The 17899-nt window shown below is 70.2% G+C and carries 19 protein-coding genes and 1 tRNA gene; 12 read left to right on the forward strand and 8 right to left on the reverse strand.

Annotation, left to right across the window (positions count from 1 at the left end; all coding sequences use genetic code 11):
* The first annotated feature begins 67 nt into the window (after window positions 1–67).
* The 6 genes from ACFYWS_RS21110 (at window position 68) to ACFYWS_RS21135 (ending at window position 4596) form a co-directional block, all read left to right on the forward strand.
* Window positions 68–499, forward strand: a complete 432-nt coding sequence (locus tag ACFYWS_RS21110) for a DUF3052 domain-containing protein (RefSeq protein WP_389278656.1) — start codon at window positions 68–70, stop codon at window positions 497–499.
* Between the two features lie 177 nt (window positions 500–676).
* Window positions 677–1135: a peroxiredoxin gene (locus ACFYWS_RS21115; RefSeq protein WP_266720040.1), complete on the forward strand. Its 459-nt coding sequence runs from the start codon at window positions 677–679 to the stop codon at window positions 1133–1135.
* A 132-nt stretch (window positions 1136–1267) separates the two neighbouring features.
* Window positions 1268–1843 carry a TerD family protein gene (locus ACFYWS_RS21120; RefSeq protein ID WP_389278659.1) on the forward strand — a complete coding sequence of 192 codons (576 nt, stop codon included), beginning with the start codon at window positions 1268–1270 and terminating at the stop codon, window positions 1841–1843.
* A gap of 104 nt (window positions 1844–1947) precedes the next feature.
* Entirely contained in the window at window positions 1948–2523 is a 576-nt protein-coding gene (locus ACFYWS_RS21125) for a TerD family protein (protein ID WP_389278662.1), read from the forward strand.
* Between the two features lie 70 nt (window positions 2524–2593).
* Entirely contained in the window at window positions 2594–3739 is a 1146-nt protein-coding gene (locus tag ACFYWS_RS21130) for a DUF475 domain-containing protein (protein WP_389278665.1), read from the forward strand.
* Between the two features lie 113 nt (window positions 3740–3852).
* The gene (locus ACFYWS_RS21135; protein ID WP_389278668.1) at window positions 3853–4596 is read left to right on the forward strand and encodes a Tellurium resistance; all 744 of its coding nucleotides are present in this window, start codon (window positions 3853–3855) and stop codon (window positions 4594–4596) included.
* On the opposite strand, the gene ACFYWS_RS21140 is transcribed toward ACFYWS_RS21135, so the two are convergent.
* A complete protein-coding gene (locus tag ACFYWS_RS21140) occupies window positions 4583–5422 on the reverse strand; it encodes a TerD family protein (RefSeq protein WP_389278671.1) in 840 nt (279 codons plus the stop codon). The two genes, ACFYWS_RS21135 and ACFYWS_RS21140, sit on opposite strands and share 14 nt — an antisense overlap.
* A 218-nt stretch (window positions 5423–5640) precedes the next feature.
* Here ACFYWS_RS21140 and ACFYWS_RS21145 point away from each other — a divergent pair, with 218 nt between their 5' ends.
* The 3 genes from ACFYWS_RS21145 to ACFYWS_RS21155 all read left to right on the forward strand — a co-directional run bounded on the left by ACFYWS_RS21145 (window position 5641) and on the right by ACFYWS_RS21155 (window position 10078).
* A complete protein-coding gene (locus ACFYWS_RS21145; RefSeq protein WP_389278674.1) occupies window positions 5641–6813 on the forward strand; it encodes an HpcH/HpaI aldolase/citrate lyase family protein in 1173 nt (390 codons plus the stop codon).
* The gene (locus tag ACFYWS_RS21150) at window positions 6810–9278 is read left to right on the forward strand and encodes a phosphoribosyltransferase (protein ID WP_389278677.1); all 2469 of its coding nucleotides are present in this window, start codon (window positions 6810–6812) and stop codon (window positions 9276–9278) included. Before ACFYWS_RS21145 ends, ACFYWS_RS21150 begins: the two co-directional genes overlap by 4 nt.
* 68 nt (window positions 9279–9346) lie before the next feature.
* Window positions 9347–10078 carry an HAD family hydrolase gene (locus ACFYWS_RS21155; RefSeq protein WP_389278858.1) on the forward strand — a complete coding sequence of 244 codons (732 nt, stop codon included), beginning with the start codon at window positions 9347–9349 and terminating at the stop codon, window positions 10076–10078.
* A 331-nt stretch (window positions 10079–10409) separates the two neighbouring features.
* On the opposite strand, the gene ACFYWS_RS21160 is transcribed toward ACFYWS_RS21155, so the two are convergent.
* The 3 genes from ACFYWS_RS21160 to ACFYWS_RS21170 all read right to left on the reverse strand — a co-directional run bounded on the left by ACFYWS_RS21160 (window position 10410) and on the right by ACFYWS_RS21170 (window position 12688).
* A complete protein-coding gene (locus ACFYWS_RS21160; RefSeq protein ID WP_389278681.1) occupies window positions 10410–10628 on the reverse strand; it encodes a zinc ribbon domain-containing protein in 219 nt (72 codons plus the stop codon).
* A gap of 15 nt (window positions 10629–10643) precedes the next feature.
* A complete protein-coding gene (locus ACFYWS_RS21165; RefSeq protein WP_389278684.1) occupies window positions 10644–11156 on the reverse strand; it encodes a DUF4383 domain-containing protein in 513 nt (170 codons plus the stop codon).
* Window positions 11157–11257: 101 nt separating this feature from the next.
* Entirely contained in the window at window positions 11258–12688 is a 1431-nt protein-coding gene (locus tag ACFYWS_RS21170) for a hypothetical protein (protein WP_389278861.1), read from the reverse strand.
* Between the two features lie 159 nt (window positions 12689–12847).
* Between ACFYWS_RS21170 and ACFYWS_RS21175 the strand changes: the two genes are divergently transcribed.
* A tRNA-Val gene (locus tag ACFYWS_RS21175) sits at window positions 12848–12919 on the forward strand.
* A 51-nt stretch (window positions 12920–12970) separates the two neighbouring features.
* Here ACFYWS_RS21175 and ACFYWS_RS21180 read toward each other — a convergent pair.
* Window positions 12971–13351 (reverse strand): hypothetical protein, encoded by a 381-nt coding sequence (locus ACFYWS_RS21180; protein ID WP_389278687.1) that lies wholly within the window; start codon window positions 13349–13351, stop codon window positions 12971–12973.
* 123 nt (window positions 13352–13474) lie between these two features.
* On the opposite strand from ACFYWS_RS21180, the gene ACFYWS_RS21185 reads away from it, so the two are divergent.
* Window positions 13475–13723, forward strand: coding sequence for a DUF2277 domain-containing protein (locus tag ACFYWS_RS21185; RefSeq protein WP_389278690.1), 249 nt, complete (start codon window positions 13475–13477; stop codon window positions 13721–13723).
* On the opposite strand, the gene ACFYWS_RS21190 is transcribed toward ACFYWS_RS21185, so the two are convergent.
* The gene (locus ACFYWS_RS21190) at window positions 13711–14343 is read right to left on the reverse strand and encodes a DedA family protein (RefSeq protein ID WP_389278693.1); all 633 of its coding nucleotides are present in this window, start codon (window positions 14341–14343) and stop codon (window positions 13711–13713) included. The two genes, ACFYWS_RS21185 and ACFYWS_RS21190, sit on opposite strands and share 13 nt — an antisense overlap.
* A gap of 239 nt (window positions 14344–14582) precedes the next feature.
* Here ACFYWS_RS21190 and ACFYWS_RS21195 point away from each other — a divergent pair, with 239 nt between their 5' ends.
* Window positions 14583–15113, forward strand: coding sequence for a superoxide dismutase family protein (locus ACFYWS_RS21195; RefSeq protein WP_389278695.1), 531 nt, complete (start codon window positions 14583–14585; stop codon window positions 15111–15113).
* Between the two features lie 94 nt (window positions 15114–15207).
* Here ACFYWS_RS21195 and ACFYWS_RS21200 read toward each other — a convergent pair whose 3' ends face one another.
* Both ACFYWS_RS21200 and ACFYWS_RS21205 read right to left on the reverse strand, forming a co-directional pair.
* Window positions 15208–15657 carry a DoxX family protein gene (locus tag ACFYWS_RS21200; protein WP_389278698.1) on the reverse strand — a complete coding sequence of 150 codons (450 nt, stop codon included), beginning with the start codon at window positions 15655–15657 and terminating at the stop codon, window positions 15208–15210.
* 106 nt (window positions 15658–15763) lie between these two features.
* The gene (locus ACFYWS_RS21205; RefSeq protein WP_389278701.1) at window positions 15764–17713 is read right to left on the reverse strand and encodes an FAD/NAD(P)-binding protein; all 1950 of its coding nucleotides are present in this window, start codon (window positions 17711–17713) and stop codon (window positions 15764–15766) included.
* Window positions 17714–17899 lie beyond the last annotated feature (186 nt).

Here is a 17899-nt window from a genome sequence, read left to right on the forward strand (position 1 = left end):
TACGGCCAACACTTCGCGCGTACGCGAGGCTGTAGACAACTTCGTAAACACGATCAGGAGGCAATCCGTGAGCGCGACCGCGGACCACGCGGAAACGAACCTTGCCGTAAGGCTTGGTTTCCAGCCCGACCAGGTGGTCCAGGAGATCGGCTACGACGACGACGTCGATCAGGAGCTCCGAGAAACCATCGAGGCGGCCATCGGCTCTGAACTCGTCGACGAGGACTACGACGACGTGGCCGACGCCGTGGTGCTCTGGTTCCGTGAGGACGACGGGGACCTTACTGATGCGTTGGTGGATGCCATCGCTTACATGGAGGAAGGCGGCTCCATCCTGCTTCTGACGCCGAAGACCGGGCGCGACGGTTACGTCGTGGCCAGCGAGATCGGCGAAGCCGCCACTACGGCGGGCCTGACCGCGAGCAAGAGCGTCAGCGCGGGTAAGGACTGGACCGCAAGCCGTCTGGCCACGCCGAAGGCGGCCGCCAAGAAGCGATAGCAGACGGAACGAGAACCCTTGTGAGGGCCCCCGCAGGTGCGCCACAGCGCCCGCGGGGGCCCTCACGCATGACCGGACGTATGACCGCACGTCCCGCACCCACCTGCGCGACGACGCCGATACGCGGCCAACTAGGCTGAAGCCACCCGAACAGCTCCACGGAAGGGAAGCTTCACCATGGCGATCGAGGCCGGCACCAAGGCTCCGGAGATCGAGCTCAAGAACCAGCACGGCGAGACCGTGAAGCTCTCGGACTTCCGGGGCGAGAAGAACGTGGTGCTGCTCTTCTACCCGTTCGCCTTCACCGGGGTGTGCACCGGGGAACTGTGTGCGCTGCGGGACGAATTGCCGAAGTTCGTCAACGACGACGTGCAGCTGCTCGCCGTATCGAACGACTCCCCGTTCTCGCTGCGCGTCTTCGCCGAGCAGGAGGGCCTGGAGTACCCGCTGCTGAGCGACTTCTGGCCGCACGGCGAGGCCTCGCGCGCGTACGGCGTCTTCGACGAGGAGAAGGGCTGCGCGGTGCGCGGCACGTTCATCATCGACAAGGAGGGCGTGGTCCGCTGGACCGTCGTCAACGGTCTGCCGGACGCGCGTGACCTGAACGAGTACGTCAAGGCGATCGACGCCCTGTAGGACGGGCTTCCGAGGGACGACACCCTGACGGATCCCTCGCCGGGGCGGGAACCCCTTACTAGGATCCAGACGTTGATCCGATACCAGAGCAGCACGGGGGCTCCCCGCCCCTAGGGACCATAGGGAGGATTTGTGGGAGTCAGCCTCAGCAAGGGCGGCAACGTATCGCTGAGCAAGGAGGCCCCTGGCCTCACGGCCGTGATCGTGGGCCTGGGGTGGGACGTCCGTACCACCACGGGTACGGACTTCGACCTCGACGCCAGCGCCATCCTGACGAACGCCGAGGGCAAGGTCCGTAACGACCAGGACTTCGTGTTCTTCAACAATCTGAAGAGCGCGGACGGCTCGGTCGAGCACACCGGCGACAACACCACCGGTGAGGGCGAGGGCGACGACGAGCAGGTCAAGGTCAACCTCGCGACGGTCCCGGCCGACGTCGACAAGATCGTGTTCCCGGTGTCCATCTACGACGCCGAGAACCGCCAGCAGTCCTTCGGCCAGGTGCGCAACGCGTTCATCCGCGTCGTGAACCAGACGGGCGGAGCCGAGATCGCCCGTTACGACCTCTCCGAGGACGCCTCCACCGAGACCGCGATGGTCTTCGGTGAGCTGTACCGCAGCGGGGCGGAGTGGAAGTTCCGCGCCGTCGGTCAGGGCTACGCGTCGGGTCTGCGCGGCATCGCGCAGGACTTCGGCGTCAACGTCTGAGCCGAAGCACCGCAGCACGTTCAACCCGTCCGGCGCCGCACTCCCAGTGCGGCGCCGGACGCGCTCGACCACAGCACCACCACACCTCGGGGAGGACCACGATCATGGGCGTCACACTCGCCAAGGGAGGCAATGTCTCCCTCTCCAAGGCCGCACCGAACCTCACACAGATCCTGGTCGGGCTCGGATGGGACGCGCGCTCCACCACCGGAGCCGACTTCGACCTCGACGCCAGCGCGCTGCTCTGCAGCAGCGGCCGGGTCAAGGGCGACGAGTGGTTCATCTTCTACAACCAGCTCAAGAGCCCCGACGGTTCGGTGGAGCACACGGGGGACAACCTCACCGGCGAAGGTGACGGCGACGACGAGTCGGTCCTGGTCGACCTCTCCAAGGTGCCGGCCGACTGCGACAAGATCATTTTTCCGGTGTCCATCCATGACGCGGACAACCGGAGCCAGACTTTCGGCCAGGTCAGCAACGCGTTCATCCGTGTCGTGAACCAGGCCGACGGGCAGGAGCTCGCCCGTTATGACCTCTCTGAGGACGCATCCACCGAAACTGCCATGATCTTTGGCGAGGTGTACCGATACGGAGGAGAGTGGAAGTTCCGGGCCGTCGGCCAGGGGTACGCGTCCGGACTCCGGGGCATCGCTCTAGACTTCGGGGTCAACGTTTCTTAAAGCCGTGCGCGGAGCGGGGGAGCCCCGTACAACCAGCACGGGGAAACCCGTTCACATGATGGGGTAGCCAGTGGTTCTGAAAACCTTCGGCTGGTCGTTCGCGATCACCGTGCTCGGCTTGATTGCCGCGGTGTTCTACGGCGGATGGGAGGCCTTCGGGGTCGTCGCGATCCTCGCGATCCTGGAGATCTCGCTGTCCTTCGACAACGCGGTGGTCAACGCCGGAATCCTGAAGAAGATGAGTGCCTTCTGGCAGAAGATCTTCCTCACGATCGGCGTGCTGATCGCGGTCTTCGGTATGCGGCTGGTCTTCCCCGTCGTGATCGTCGCCATCAGCGCCAAGCTGGGCCCGGTCGAGGCGGTCGACCTCGCGTTCAACCAACCCGACCGCTACCAGGAACTGGTCACGGACGCGCACCCGTCCATCGCCGCCTTCGGTGGCATGTTCCTGTTCATGATCTTCCTCGACTTCATCTTCGAGGACCGCGACATCAAGTGGCTCGGCTGGCTGGAGCGCCCGCTGGCCAAGCTCGGCAAGGTCGACATGCTGTCGGTCTGCGTCGCCCTGATCGTGCTGCTCGTCGCTTCCCTGACCGTCGCGCTCAACGCGCACCAGCACGGCGGCGGGCACGCGGACAAGCAGGCCACGGTGCTGCTCGCGGGCGTCGGCGGACTCATTACGTACCTCGTGGTGAACGGTCTCTCCAGCTTCTTCGAGCACCGCATCGAGGCAGAGGAGGAACGCGAGCACGAGGAGGAGGAGAAGGCCAAGCGCGAGGGCAAGACGCAGCCCGCGGTGGTGATGGCCGGCAAGGCCGCGTTCTTCATGTTCCTCTACCTTGAGGTCCTGGACGCGTCGTTCTCCTTCGACGGCGTGATCGGCGCCTTCGCCATCACCAACGACATCGTGATGATGGCCCTCGGCCTCGGTATCGGTGCCATGTACGTCCGTTCGCTCACGGTCTACCTGGTCCGCCAGGGCACCCTGGACGACTACGTGTACCTGGAGCACGGCGCGCACTATGCGATCGGCGCGCTCGCCGTCCTCCTCCTGATCACCATCCAGTACCAGATCAGCGAGCTCATCACGGGCCTGATCGGCGTCGTGCTGATCATCTGGTCGTTCCTGTCGTCGGTGCGGCGCAACAAGCGGGTCGCGGCGGCCGAGGGCGGGTCCGGGAGTGCGGACAAGACTGAGGTTCCATCTGGAGTCTGATTCGCGGGTTTGACCCCTGGGGCATTCCTGGAACGCTGTGAGCGGGGCGGTTGTACGAGGACGAGTCCTCAGCGGCCGCCCCGTCGGCATGTACGGCGGCACTTGGGGGCGGTATGTCCTTCTGGGACAGGGTATGGCGCGGCAACTCCGCGCAGTTCGAGTTCGATTCGGGCAGCGCGGCGACCAACGCCATCGAACTCACCAAGCGACATCCGGTCGTCTCGCTCTCCAAACAGGGCGCGGCCACCGGCAATCTGCGGATCAACCTGTCGTGGCGGATGCGGACTTCGGACATCGGCGGTCCCAAGCGGAACAGTCTGATGCGGCATCCGTTCAGCATGTTCAAGCCCGATGTGGTCCAGGCACACACCCAGTCGATGGTCAATGTGGACCTCGACCTCGGCTGTCTGTACGAGCTGAAGGACGGCTCGAAGGGAGTCGTACAACCGCTCGGCAGCTTCTTCGGGGCGCTCAACGAGGCGCCGTACGTGAAGCTCAGCGGTGACGACCGGTTCGGCTCGGGGTCCGGTGAGACGGTCTACGTCAATCTCGATCACCGCGACTCCATCAAGCGCCTGCTGGTGTTCGTCTACATCTACGACCAGACACCGGCGTTCGACCGTACGCACGCCCACGTGACGCTGTACCCGAGCAACGGGCCACGGATCGAGATCAGCCTCGACGAGCGGGCGCCGCAGGCCCGTTCGTGCGCCGTGGTCTCCATCGAGAACGTCAAGGGAGACCTCGTCGTGCGACGCGAAGTGCGCTTCGTGTACGGGTTCCAGGCCGAGCTCGACCGGCTGTACGGCTGGGGCCTCCAGTGGGGCCGGGGCTACAAGACCGTCACTGGCCGGTGAACTGCGGCCCCTGCGGCGGGAGCTTGAAGGCCGGGTCGGGCCACGCCGACACCGGCTGCGGATATCCGTACGCGGGCGGCTGCTGCTGGGTGGCGGCCGCGGGCGGATATCCGTACGCGGGCGGCTGCTGGGGCGGCAGCGGGAACGATGTCGCCGAGGCCGGTGCGGCCTCGGGCATCGGGCCGGGAGCCGCGAGCGGCGGCGCGGGCTCGACGGCCGGGGCGGGTGCGGCGGGCAGCGGCTCGGGCTCGGCGCCAGGAGCGGCATCGGGTTCGGCGGATTCGTCGACCGAGATACCGAAGTCCGTCGCGAGGCCCACCAGGCCGTCGGAGTAGCCCTCGCCGACCGCGCGCAGCCGCCAGCCGTCACCGCGCCGGTACAGCTCGCCGCAGATCAGCGCGGTCTCGGCGCCGGTCTCCGGCTTGATGTCGAAGTACGCGATCGGCTCGGCGCCCTCGGCCCCGGCGTCGTAGAGGGAGAGGCGCAGCGACCGCACGGTCTCGAAGGGAGTGGCGTCCGGGTCCGTGGAGGCCGTCACGAGGATCCGGGCGATCTCCGCCGGGACGCCCGAGAGGTCCGCCTGGACGGTGTCCGTCATGCCGTCGGCGACGCGCTTGTGACCGAGCCGCCAGACCTTCCCCGAGGGGTGGCGCGGCTGGTTGTAGAAGACGAAGTCCTCGTCGGAGCGGACCTGGCCCTCCGGCGTGAGCAGCAGCGCCGAAGCGTCGACGGCCGACACGCCCTGCCCCGCGGACCAGTGGAGCACGGCGCGCACCGCTGTGGCGTCGAGCGGGACGTTCGCCCCCTTGAGCATCGCGTGCGTCATGCGGTCATCCTGCCTCCCCGCTCCTGGCCGGGACAACGCGGGGTGCAAAGATCGACATCTCTGTGCGCAGGCAATCACCCGCCGCGCGAGGCCGGAAAACAGCGCACGACATGCGCCAGTTACCAGAATTTCATTACGGACAGGAACCTTTGACACGCCCTTGTACGTACTATTACCGGCCACATCATTTCGGGTGCCCGGCAGTACGGGGGAGTCTTATGCGTCATTTCGGGCACATCGCCCCTGAGGTACGGGAGCGTCTGTTCCACGAGGAGCCGCGGGACTTCACCGCGGACTCCCCGCCCCGCATGCTCGCGGCGGCGCTCGGGGCGACGCTCTACAGTCCGGCGACCCGGCCCCGCATCGCGGACGACGTGCTCAAGCAGGCCGGGCGCGGCGTCGTCTCCATGGTGCTGTGCCTTGAGGACTCGATACACGACGGCGAGGTGCCGGGCGCCGAGGAAAATCTGGTGCGGCAGTTCGCCGAGCTCGCGCGCCAGGGCGCCGAAGGGGCCGAGCCGCCCCTGCTCTTCATCCGGGTACGGGCCCCGGAACAGATCACCGACCTCGTGGCGCGGCTCGGCAGCTCCGTGGACATGCTGTCCGGATTCGTGCTGCCGAAGTTCACCGAGGAGCGGGGTGTTCCGTTCCTGGAGGCACTCACCGCCGCCGAGGCGGCCACCGGGCGGCGGCTTTTCGCCATGCCGGTCCTGGAGTCGCCCGACCTGCTGCACCTGGAGACGCGCGGCGACACGCTGGCCGGCATCGCCCGCACCGTCGACAAGTACCGCGACCGCGTCCTCGCGCTGCGCCTCGGCGTCACCGACTTCTGCTCGGCATACGGGCTGCGCAGGCCGGCGGACATGACGGCGTACGACGTCCAGATCGTGGCCTCCGCCATCGGTGACGTCGTCAACGTGCTGGGCAGGGCGGACGGCACCGGGTTCACGGTGACCGGGCCCGTCTGGGAGTACTTCCGCCACCAGGAGCGCATGTTCAAGCCGCAGCTGCGCCGCAGCCCCTTCCTGGAGGGCCGGGCCGACGACCTGCGACAGGCACTCATCCAGCACGACATGGACGGGCTGCTGCGCGAGATCGAGCTCGACCGGGCCAACGGACTGCTGGGCAAGACCTGCATCCACCCCACGCACGTGCTGCCCGTGCACGCGCTCTCCGTCGTCAGCCACGAGGAGTACAGCGACGCCTGCGACATACTGCGGCCCGAGCGGGGCGGCGGCGGTGTGCTCCGGTCGGCGTACACGAACAAGATGAACGAGGTGAAGCCGCACCGCGCGTGGGCCGAGCGGACGCTGCGGCGTGCGGAGGCGTTCGGGGTGGCGCGGGAGGACGTGGGGTTCGTGGAGCTGCTGACGGCTGGGTTGCCGGGATGAGTGACGAGGAGAGTCGGGTTTTCGGGGTGCGTGAATTCGGGGTGCGTGAGGCGAGGGGCAGCGGGAACGTGGTGTGGTCCGGGGAGTGGGTCGCCGAGCGGCTCGGGGTCGAGCTGACAGGCGACCGGGAGCTGCCCGGGCTGCTGGGCCTCGCGCTGCGGCGCAACCCCAAGCGCGCGCACCTGCTGGTGTCGAACGTGCTGGGCAAGCACGTCCCGCAGCGGCCATCGGTGGTGTGGGGTTCGGGGCGCGAACTCGGCGTACGGGTAAGGGAACTGCTCGGCGACGACGCGGCGCGCCGCGCGGTCGTCCTCGGATACGCCGAGACGGCCACGGGGCTCGGGCACTCGGTCGCCGACGGCCTCGCCCTCGCGACCTATCTGCACTCCACACGCAGGCCCGTCGAGGGCGTGGCCAGCGCGGGCGGCTTCGAGGAGTCCCACTCGCACGCCACCTCGCACCTGCTGCTGCCCGAGGACCCGGACCTGCTCGCGGGGGACGGCCCGCTGGTCCTCGTCGACGACGAGTTCTCCACGGGGAACACGGTGCTGAACACCATCCGGGCGCTGCACGAACTGCACGCGCGCGAGCACTACGTCATCGTCGCGCTCGTCGACATGCGCTCGCCGGGCGACCGGGGGCGGATCGAGGAGTTCGCGCGCGAGATGGGCGCGCGGGTCGACCTGGTGGTCGCGGCGCGCGGCGCGGTCGGGCTGCCGGACGGGGTACTCGAGAAGGGGCAGGCGCTCGTCGCCGCGCACGAGGGCGGGCGGCTGCCCGCGCCCCGCAGGCAGCGCGCCGAGCTCGTACGCCTCGACGACCTCGGCTGGCCGCGGGGCCTGCCGGACGGCGGACGGCACGGGTTCACGCCGCAGCACCGCGAACGCCTCGAAGCGGCGCTGCCCGACATGGCCGCCCGCCTCGCTCCGCACCTCGGCGAAGGGCGCGTACTCGTCCTCGGCAACGAGGAGTTGATGTACGCACCGCTGCGCCTCGCCACCGAGCTGGAGGCTGCGGGCGCCGACGTCACGTACTCCACCACGACCCGCTCACCCGTCCTCGCCGTCGACGACCCCGGCTACGCGATCCGCAGCCGCCTCGTCTTCCCGGCGCACGACGCACCGGCGGACGGACCGGGCGAGCGGTTTGCGTACAACGTGGCGGGAGGCGGCTTCGACACGGTCGTCGTCGTGCTCGACTCGGTGGGCGACACCGCCGAACTCGAAGGCCCCGGCGGCCTGTTGGAGCGGGTCGCCGAGCACGCGTCGCGGGTGGTCGTGGCCGTGGTGCCGTCGTACGTCCCTCAGGAAAGGCCCTCCATGCCGTTGCCCGATCCACTGCGCGGTCCCGCGTTCTCCTCGTATGCGCCGGACGAGGTGGGGTGGCTGCTCCAGGACCTGTCGGACGTGCGTCTGGAGGCGCCGACCGAGGAGCGCGAGGAGGCCATCCAGGGCGGTGGCGCGCACTACGCGGAGTCGCTGCCCGTCGAGTACCAGCCCAGCGCCCAGTACCAGGAGTTGTTCCACGCGGCGCTTGAGGCGTCGGCGGGGCGAATAGCCCACGCGGTGGGTGTGGTCACGGAGACGGTGCTCGCCGAGCGGTCGCCGCGCCCGGTGCTCGTGTCGCTCGCGCGCGCGGGGACGCCGGTGGGGGTGCTGATGCGGCGCTGGGCGCTGCGGAGGCACGGCCTCGAACTGCCGCACTACGCGGTGTCGATCGTGCGCGGTCGGGGCATCGACGCGAACGCGCTGCGCTGGCTCGCGGCGCACCACAATCCGGCGGATGTCGTGTTCGTGGACGGGTGGACAGGCAAGGGCGCGATCACGCGGGAACTCGCGGCCGCGGTAGCCGAGTTCGAGGGATTCGACCCGGAGATCGCCGTGCTCGCCGACCCGGGGTCGTGTGTGCGCACGTACGGGACGCGGGAGGACTTCCTCATACCCTCGGCCTGCCTCAACTCCACGGTGTCCGGGCTGATTTCGCGGACGGTGCTGCGGTCCGACCTGGTCGGTCCCGATGACTTCCACGGCGCGAAGTTCTACTCCGAGCTGGCCGGCTCGGATCTCTCCGGGCGGTTCCTCGACGCGGTGGAGGAGCGGTTCGCGGAAGTCATCGATGCGGTCGACGCCGAGGTCAAGGAGTTGCAGGGGGCCGACCGTACGCCCACGTGGGAAGGGTGGGCGGCCGTCGAGCGGATCAGCGAGGAGTACGGGATCCACGACGTGAACCTGGTGAAGCCCGGGGTCGGCGAGACGACCAGGGTGCTGCTGCGGCGGGTGCCGTGGAAGATCCTGGCGCGCGAGGACGCCGGGGCCGATCTCGACCATGTGCGTCTGCTGGCGGAGCAGCGCGGCGTCCCGGTCGAAATGGTCGGCGAACTCCCGTACACCTGCGTCGGATTGATCCACCCGAAGTTCACGCGCGGGGCGACGGGGACGGACGGCAAGGCGGTGGCGGCCAAGTGACCACCACCGTCGTCGCGAGCGATCTCGACCGTACGCTCATCTACTCCGCCGGTGCGCTCGGACTGACCATGCCCGACGCGCAGGCGCCGCGGCTGCTCTGCGTCGAGGTGTACGAGGGCAGACCCCTGTCGTACGTCACCGAGGACGCCGCGGAGCTGCTGGTCGAGCTGGGGCGGCGTGCGGTGTTCGTGCCCACGACCACGCGGACGCGGGAGCAGTACGCGCGGGTGCGGTTGCCGGGGGCGGCGCCGACGTACGCGATCTGTGCGAACGGTGGGCACCTGCTGGTCGACGGGGTGTCGGACCCGGACTGGCGGCGCGGGGTCGGGGAGCGGCTCGACTCGGAGTGTGCGCCGCTCGGGGAGGTGCGGGAGCGGATGGTCGCGGCGGCGGATCCGGCGTGGCTGCTGAAGGAGCGGGTCGCGGAGGATCTGTTCGCGTACCTGGTCGTCGACCGGGCGGCGCTGCCGGAGGGGTGGGTCAAGGAGCTCGGGGAGTGGGCCGACGGGGTCGGCTGGGGTGTGTCGCTCCAGGGGCGGAAGGTGTACGCCGTGCCGAAGCCGTTGACCAAGGGGGCGGCGGTTTCGGAGGTCGCGCGGCGCGTGGGCGCGGGGCTGACGTTGGGGGCGGGGGACTCGTTGCTGGACGCGGATCTGCTCCGCGTGGTGGACCGGGGGTGGCGGCCGGGGCACGGTGAGCTGGCGGATGTGGGCTGGGTGTCACCCGGGGTGACGGTGTTGAGTGAGCGGGGAGTTGCGGCGGGGGAGGCGGTGTTGCGGGGGTTCCTCGGGTCGTTGTGAGGGGCGCGCGGCGGCGGGGTTTCGGGCCTGTGCCGGGGTCGGCGCCTGTGGAGATGGGTGCGCGGCACCGGGGCTCCCGAGCCGTGCCGGGGTCGGCGCCCGTCTCTTCGTTGCGCGGCACCGGGGCGCCGCCTTGCCCACCCTGCCGCCCAAGGCGGCAGATTGCCCAAGGCGGGGGCGCTCAGTGGCAGCCGCCGCCCAAGGCGGCAGGGTGCCCAAGGCGGGGGGCTCAGTGGCAGCCGCCGCCCAAGGCGGCAGGGTGCCCAAGGCGGGGGGCTCAGTGGCAGCCGCCGCCCAAGGCGGCAGGTTGCCCGAGGTGTGGGCTCAGTCGTCAGCCGCAGCAGCCGCCCCCGCAGCAGCCGCCGCCACCTCCGCCTCCGGCGCTCGGGGCCGGTGACGTGGTCGTGCCTGCCACGGACACCGTGGAGAGCAGCTTGACCGTGTCCTCGTGGCCATCGGGGCAGGTGGCCGGGGCCGCGGAGGCGGACATCGGGCGGGACAGTTCGAACGTGGTGGCGCAGCTGCGGCAGCGGTACTCGTAGCGTGGCATGCGCCAAGAGTACGGTCAGGCCCGGTCAGTTGGTGCGTGTCTGGCCTGCCAGTACGGGTTGTCGTGCGGCAGCGAACCGCTGACCCGCCCGTACATCCCGAAGAACATCAGCAGCACACCCACGACAAAGCTGAACAGCACGTTCTGGATGCGGAACGCCAGGAAGTTGAAGCCGGTGTCCAGCAGCGCCAGGTTCACGAAGCCGCTGAGGATGAACAGGATGCCCAGCGTCATGTTGAGCGTCGACGCGAAGTTGCCGCCGATCACCATTCCGACGAAGAGCAGCAAGCCGACGCAGATGGACAGGACGCTCAGCGCGCCGTTCGTACTGAGCCCCGCGACGTTGTCACCGCGGGTGTCGAAGAAGCCGACCTTGTCGATGAGCCCGAGGATCCCGAAGGCGAGCAGAACGAGCCCCATCAGGCCCGCGCCGGTGCGGTACACCTTGCTGAGCCGGTGGTCGAGGGGCAGATGCTCGTCGAGCGTGACATGGCGCCCGGGCCTGGGGTGGAGTACGTGCGTGGACATGATCGCCTCGCCTCCTTGCACGACGCGGCACGTGTGCACCTGACGTACGTACGTGACTCACGTACCTCAAGGGTCCGCCCGTCACCCGGCGAACGCCAACCTCAGACGCCGCCGCCCCGGTCCTCCCGGATCTGCGTGACGACACGGGCCACCGTCCGACGCACGCCCTCCGTCTCGGTCAGGAAGTGCCAGTAGTCGGGGTGGCGCCCCTCCAGGCCCCCGACGGCGCGGTCCAGGCGGGCCACGGACTCGTCGAGGGGGCGGGCGTGCCGCGGGTCGGGCGTGGAGCGGCCCGCCATGGCGAGGCGCTGCGCGTCCCGGATCGCGAAGCGGGTGCGGTCGATCTCCGCCCGCGGGTCCTTCGCCACCGCGTTCAGCCGCTGGAGGCGGTCGGAGGCCGCCGACACCGACTCGTCCGTCGCGTTCAGCAACGCGCGCGCCGTGGACAGCAGTGCCGTCGCGTCCGGCCAGCGCTGGGACTCGCGGGCCACCCGGGCCTCGGCGAGCCGGGACTCGGCCTGCCGCACGTTCTCCTCCGCCGTGTCCGGCACGGACTGCAGGTCCTGCCAGCACGCGGCGGTGAACCGGCGCCGCAGCTCGCTGAGCACCGGCTCGACCTGCCCCGCCCGCGTCTGGAGCGCCTGGGCGCGGGTCCGCAGCGAGACGAGCCTGCGGTCGATCTCGGCCGCCCGCTCGGGCAGCCGCTCGGCCTCGGCCCGTACGCCCTCGGCATTGCGCGCGACCCGCTCCGCGCGCTCCAGCGTCTCCGGTACGCCGTGCTGCCCCGCCCCCTGGTTGAGCCTGGTCAGCTCGGGGCCGAGGGCGGCGAGCCGGGCCGCCAGATCGTCGGCCTTCAGGCCCGCCTGCCGTACGGAGTCGAGCGAGGTCGTCGCCGCCAGCAGGGCCTGCCGCGCGCGCTCCACGGACGGGGCGACCCGAGCCAGCTGGGTCTCCGCCTTGCCGAGCAGCGGTCCGATTCCCTGCGCGAAGCGGTCCAGGTCCTGCTTGACCTGTGTCAACTGCTCCTTCGCCTGCGTCAGTTGGGCATGGGCGCGGGAGGCGGCGGAGGCCTCCAGGTCGTCCCGGTCCAGGTCGTGCGCGTCGACCGCGGTGATGTACTGCCCGCTGACCTCGTCGATGCGGCGGCCGAGCCCCGCGAAGTCGTCGACGGCTCGGCGGGCGGCCGGCGAGTCGTCGACCGCGGTGATGGTCTCTATCGAGATGCGCAGGTCCCGCTGGGCGGTGTCCAGCTCGTAGAAGGCGGCGGCCGCGTCGTCCTTGGCGGCCTGTGCCTGCGCGCGCTGCGATTCGGCGCGGCCCCCGAACCATCGCCGGGTGCCCCCGGGGTTGAACGCGCCCGCGAGCGTGGCCGTGAGGAGGGGGAGTGGGAGGGCGGCGAGGGTCAGGGTGTCCCTCAGTGCGCGCCCGAAGGTCGGTGCGGGGCGCCGGGAATCGGGGGCGGACGACGGACGCGGGTTCCTCGTGGTCGTCGTCGCCGTCACTAACCTCTCCCGCGCTGTCCGTGCTTTCATCAGCCCTGCCCGGTCCATTCTCCCATCGGTTAATGACGAACACACGGGCCTGATAGTTCGCGGTTCGGCGAGTGACTTTCGCCCGGCGGTATGGGTTTACCGAGCATGGGCATCGGCAAGGTAGGCTGTCGACTCGTCCTGGCCACACGCCGGGATCACGGGCGCGTAGCTCAGGGGTAGAGCGTCTGCCTTACAAGCAGAATGTCGGCGGTTCGAAACCGTCCGCGCCCACCGTGATGCGTTCAGCGCGATGAACCACGATGAACGAAGGCCCTCAGGCGATCAAGCCTGGGGGTCTTCGTCGTTCCCTGGCTCGTCGTTCCCTGGCCCGTCGTGCACATGCTTGAGGCGCGCGCGGGCGCGCACCGCGTCGCTGCCCTTCAGCTCGGACCAGTACCGATGGCACGTCACGAAGACGGCCAGTTCCAGCTCGCGCCTGCGGAGCTTCTCGACCTCCGCCTGATCGTCCTCGCTCCAGCCGGGCGACGCCGCGCGCTCCATCCTGCGCCAGCCCTGCGTGTCTATGACGGCGTCGTGGGGCTCGACCGACCAGGGGAGCCGCTTGAGCAGGGCCAGGAGCTCGGCCCTGATCTGATGCAGCTCGACCTGGCCGGCGAGGAGGTCGTCGGGGAAGTCGAAGTCGGAGTCATCGATCGCTGCCACTCGGCAATGGTACGTCTGTTCGAATTCAAGGTGCGAGCAACTTCGGGTAGTTCATGGGGTGGTTCACGCGAACGTGTGGTCGATCGCCAGGTGCGGAGCGGTCGTCGGCGGCAGACTGGAGGCATGTGCCGCAGCATCAAGACCCTTCGCCCGCCCGTGCTCCCCGAAGAGGCCACCGAGGACGAGATCCGGGCCGCCGCCCTGCAGTACGTGCGGAAGGTGTCCGGCTTCCGGGCGCCGGCCGCGCACAATCGCGAGGTGTTCGAACGGGCGGTGGACGACATCGCCCGCGCGACCGCCGAGCTGCTCGACGGTCTTGAGGTGCGCGGGTCCGCGTCGAAAAAGCCCCCGGAGCCCGCTCAGGCCTCCTGAGCCGCCGGTACCGGCCTGCGCATCACGTACGCCGCCACCGCGCCCGCGCCCACCAGGGCGAGGACCGAGACGACGGTGGAGAGCCAGCTCGCGCCGAGCCACTGCGCGCCGAAGTAGCCGAGCGCCACGCTGTACGCGGCCCAGGCCACGCCCGCGAGCGCGGACCACGGCAGGAACTCGCGGACCCGGCGGTGCGCCGTGCCGGCCGCGAAGGAGACGACCGAGCGGCCCGCGGGCGCGAACCGGGCGATGATCACGAGCAGCCCGCCGCTGGAGCGCGCGAGCGCCCCGCCGAGACGTTCCTGCGCGGTGCTCAGGCGCCGGGAGCGGGCCAGGGCGCGGTCCAGGCGCTCGCCGCCGCGCCAGGCGAGCCGGTAGGCGGCGAGGTCGCCGAGGACCGAGGCCGTCGCGGCGCAGAGCGTGAGGGCGAGCAGGTCCGGGAGGTTGGGGTGCGGTACTCCGCCGGTGGCGGCGGCGCCGCCCGCGGTCGCGGTGGCCGCGGCGATCACGAGGAAGCCGCTGGGCAGCACGGGCACGAAGACGTCGAAGACGACGGAGAGCGCCACGATCGCGTAGATCCATGAGCTGTCGGTCAGCGACCCCAGGACACTCTGCAGCACTGCTCGCCTACTCCCGTACGGACCGTTCCGGTGTTTTCCGGCCGTTCCTCCCGACAGGAGCGGCTGACATGACAGCTCTACAGCGTACGCCTCGGAAGTGGCTGAAGTGGCGAAAGGGGCACAGTTGTTCCTGATCTCACGTTCCCGCGTGTTCCTGCCGTGATGGGCCGGTCACGTCCCGTACCAAAAGGCCGTACGAGGACGGGTCTGGTGACCCCAAGTGATCGGAGGAAACGGAAATGAAGGCAAAAATCGTTACAGGTGTCCTGGCGGCGGCCGTGCTCGCCGTGACCACTGGTACCGCCAGTGCGACGACGAGTTACTGGATGCGGGTGTCGGGGCACTTCTCGCCGCCCAACGCGTTCGTCGCGTCGTCGGCGCTGACGTACGACAAGGGCCTCGTGCCCCCGGCGTCGTCGATCCAGGTGGCGCAGCACGGGACCGAGTCCGGGATGACCGTGAGCATGCGGGTGTGGGGGCTCGTCCCAGGCCACAAGTACGGCGCGCACGTGCACCAGAAGTCGTGCGGCGCCGACCCCGAGGCGGCGGGCGGGCACTACCAGAACGTGGTGGACCCGAAGCGGGTGACCGCGGAGAACGAGCTCTGGCTCGACTTCACCGCCGACGCGGACGGCAACGGCAAGGCGAAGGTGCACAAGAAGTGGGGGGTGCGGCCGGGCGGCGCGGGCTCCATCGTGATCCACGACAAGCCGGGCGCGTCGGGGGACCGGGTGGCGTGCTTCTCGGTGCCGTTCACCTCGATCTCCTGAGGCCCTGCGATCTCCTGAGGTTCCGCACGTACGACGGCGGCCCGCCCTCCACGAGTCCACGTGGGGAGCGGGCCGCCGTCGTACGCGCGGGACCTCAGGCCGGGACGGCCTCGCCGGCCCGAGCCGTGTCATCGACCCGCTCGCCGCGTCCGGCGAAGAGGCGGTCGAGGCCCAGCGCGCCGGAGCCGGTGAAGACGAGCAGCAGCATCGTCCAGCAGAACAGCACGGAGGCCTCGCCGCCGTTCTGGAGCGGCCACAGCGCCTCGGGCTGGTGGACCTTGAAGTACGCGTAGGCCATCGAGCCCGACGCGATGAAGGCGGCGAAGCGGGTGCCGAGGCCGAGCAGCACGAGGGCGCCGCCGACGAGCTGGATCACGGCCGCGTACCAGCCGGGCCAGGTGCCGGTCGGGACGGTTCCGCCGCCCGCCGCGCCGCCGAGGACGCCGAAGAGCGAGGCGGCGCCGTGGCAGGTGAAGAGCAGGCCTATGACGATGCGGAAGAGGCCGAGAGCGTAGGGCTGGGCGCTGTTGAGACGTCCAGTCATGGTGGGGCTCCTTCGGTCGGTGGGGACGTAACCGAGAGCACCGGCGCGAGGAGCGCCGTCATCGCCGCTGCCGCCACCGGTGTGGGGCGCCAAAGATTAGGGGAACCTAATTAGTGCTTGCAAGTTCAACATCCGGCCATGATCGCCCTCCGTGCCCGCCTCCGCCTTCGGCCGCCGCGGGGTCCGGTACGGCCGTACGCAGGGCCGCACGGGCCACCGCGTCGGCGTCGGAGAGGGTGACCGAGTCGACGCCCGGACGGGCCCCCGCGGCGGTCACCCAGTGCACCCCCTCGGTGGGCACTCCGAAGGCGAACCGCCGTGCGTGCGCCAGACCTTGACGGTCGATCAGGCGGTACGGGCGGGGCGTGACGTCGAGGCCGCCGGTCTCGTGCCCGTCGACCGTGTGCGGCCGGGCGCCGCCGGTCTTGAGGAGCCGTATCAGCAGGTCGTCGGCGGCCCTGCGGACGTCGGGCTCGGGCAGCCGGGCCTCGACGAGTGTGGTGACCCTCACGGTCGAACCGGGTACGTCGGGCGAGTGCGCGACGAAGTGGCCGTCCCGAGCCGCCACCTCCATGCGCGGCCCCACGACGGTCAGGACGCCGGCCTCGATCAGTGCGGTCAGCTCCTCGATACGTCGCCGGGGCGGCCCGATCGACAGGAACGCGTTGAGCGGGGTGTACCAGCGGTCGAGGTGGTCGCGGCGGGAGGCGCCGGCCAGGCCGCCGTGGTCGACGACGAGCCGCAGTTCGTTGCGCAGGTCGCGCAGCACGTCGAGTGCGGCCTTCACCGGTCCGTCCACGTTGCCGAGTGCGGCGTGCGCGGCGTCCTCGCGAAGATGGCCGAGAAGCCAGGCGCGCCATGAGGCGGGAGAGGTGTAAGTGCGGCCAGAGGCTGGGCGGGAAACGCGGTCCCAGGACCACAGGCGATCCTCGGAAACCCCGAACTCCCGCAGGATCGCGGCTTCTTGGCGGGAGCCGTGAGGTGCGTCGAGGAAGCGCTCGCGGAAGGAGCTGTCGGTGCGTGTGTGGGGTCGGGATTTCCGATGGCCTTCTATGGCCCGCAGGAGCGTCTCGTAGTAGACCGTCTCGACCTCCTTCGCGACCAGCGGCCATATGTCGACGAGGAAGTCGGGAGCGTCGCCCGAGTCGGCCCGCTTGCGGAACATCGCTATCAACTCGGGTGTGAGTACGGCGGGTCGGTGGCGGCCGTACGCGCCTTTGGCGTTGTCCCCGCGCGCCTGGTGCGGGATGCCGCGGCGTGAACCCGCGTACAGGCGGGGCTCGTTGCCCGACGGTATGTAGCGCAGGCCGCCGTCCGCCGCGCGTACGTGGTGGCCACCGCGGCCATGCGTCAACAGGGCCATGTGGTCGAAGAAGTTGAGGCCGAGGCCACGCAGGAGGACGGGTTCGCCGGGGGCCAGGGGACTCAGGTCGAGCTCGGCCGGGTTGGCGGGCGGGAGGTGGCGCAGGCCGTGCCGTCGGGCGTACTCGGTGAGGTCGCGCTCGGCCGGGGTGGCGACGGCGGGCAGGTGGCCCTGGGTGAGGACGACCGCGTGCAGGCCGGTGAGGCGGCGGCCGTCGGCGAGGGTGAGGGCCTGGTGGCCCCCTTCGGTGTCGTCGAGGCGGACGGCGCGGGTGGCGTGCGGGACGACCTCGACGGACGAGGGGGCGGTAGCCACCGTTTCGGCGAACACCCAGCGCAGGTAGCGGCCGTACTGGGCCCGGGTCGGATACGCGTCCGGGCCGAGCGGCGCGTCGTGCCGCAGGGCCCACTCGTACAGGCTCGGGCCCGGGCGGATCGGCCCCGAGCAGTCGACGCTGTCGTCGGTGAACAGGGTGACCTGGGAGGCGACCGTGTTCATGAGGAGTTCCGGTGCCTGGTCCGTGCGCCAGACGGCGCCCGCGCCCGGCGGGTGCGGGTCGATCAGGTGGACGGTGAGCCGGGTCCCGGGTGGCAGGAGCTCGTCCGCCGACGCGGTGAGCCGCTCCAGGACGCTGGTGCCGCGTGGCCCGGCGCCGACGACGGCGATGGCGAACTCGGGGTGGGGGACGGGCAAGGCGGGACTCCCGAGGCATGTGGGGCTGCTGGGAAGCGGACGGCCTCATCATGCCGGGTCCCTGCCGGGAGGGGGTGGGGGTGTGGGCGGGCTCACCTGGGGTGGGTGGGGTCGCGGGTGAGTGGTTGCCCCGCGACGGGGTTGCGGTCACGGGGCTCTGCCCCGGACCCCGCTGCTCAATCGCCG

The sequence above is a fragment of the Streptomyces sp. NPDC002795 genome (assembly GCF_042888725.1).
Lineage (GTDB): Bacteria > Actinomycetota > Actinomycetes > Streptomycetales > Streptomycetaceae > Streptomyces.

Coding starts and splice junctions, on each gene's coding strand:
- ACFYWS_RS21145 (WP_389278674.1), top strand. CDS start 5,641: ATGCGTCATTTCGGGCACATCGCCCCTGAGGTACGGGAGCGTCTGTTC.
- ACFYWS_RS21150 (WP_389278677.1), top strand. CDS start 6,810: ATGAGTGACGAGGAGAGTCGGGTTTTCGGGGTGCGTGAATTCGGGGTG.
- ACFYWS_RS21135 (WP_389278668.1), top strand. CDS start 3,853: ATGTCCTTCTGGGACAGGGTATGGCGCGGCAACTCCGCGCAGTTCGAG.
- ACFYWS_RS21125 (WP_389278662.1), top strand. CDS start 1,948: ATGGGCGTCACACTCGCCAAGGGAGGCAATGTCTCCCTCTCCAAGGCC.
- ACFYWS_RS21140 (WP_389278671.1), bottom strand. CDS start 5,422: ATGACGCACGCGATGCTCAAGGGGGCGAACGTCCCGCTCGACGCCACA.
- ACFYWS_RS21170 (WP_389278861.1), bottom strand. CDS start 12,688: ATGAAAGCACGGACAGCGCGGGAGAGGTTAGTGACGGCGACGACGACC.
- ACFYWS_RS21195 (WP_389278695.1), top strand. CDS start 14,583: ATGAAGGCAAAAATCGTTACAGGTGTCCTGGCGGCGGCCGTGCTCGCC.
- ACFYWS_RS21160 (WP_389278681.1), bottom strand. CDS start 10,628: ATGCCACGCTACGAGTACCGCTGCCGCAGCTGCGCCACCACGTTCGAA.
- ACFYWS_RS21115 (WP_266720040.1), top strand. CDS start 677: ATGGCGATCGAGGCCGGCACCAAGGCTCCGGAGATCGAGCTCAAGAAC.
- ACFYWS_RS21185 (WP_389278690.1), top strand. CDS start 13,475: ATGTGCCGCAGCATCAAGACCCTTCGCCCGCCCGTGCTCCCCGAAGAG.
- ACFYWS_RS21165 (WP_389278684.1), bottom strand. CDS start 11,156: ATGTCCACGCACGTACTCCACCCCAGGCCCGGGCGCCATGTCACGCTC.
- ACFYWS_RS21155 (WP_389278858.1), top strand. CDS start 9,347: ATGCCCGACGCGCAGGCGCCGCGGCTGCTCTGCGTCGAGGTGTACGAG.
- ACFYWS_RS21200 (WP_389278698.1), bottom strand. CDS start 15,657: ATGACTGGACGTCTCAACAGCGCCCAGCCCTACGCTCTCGGCCTCTTC.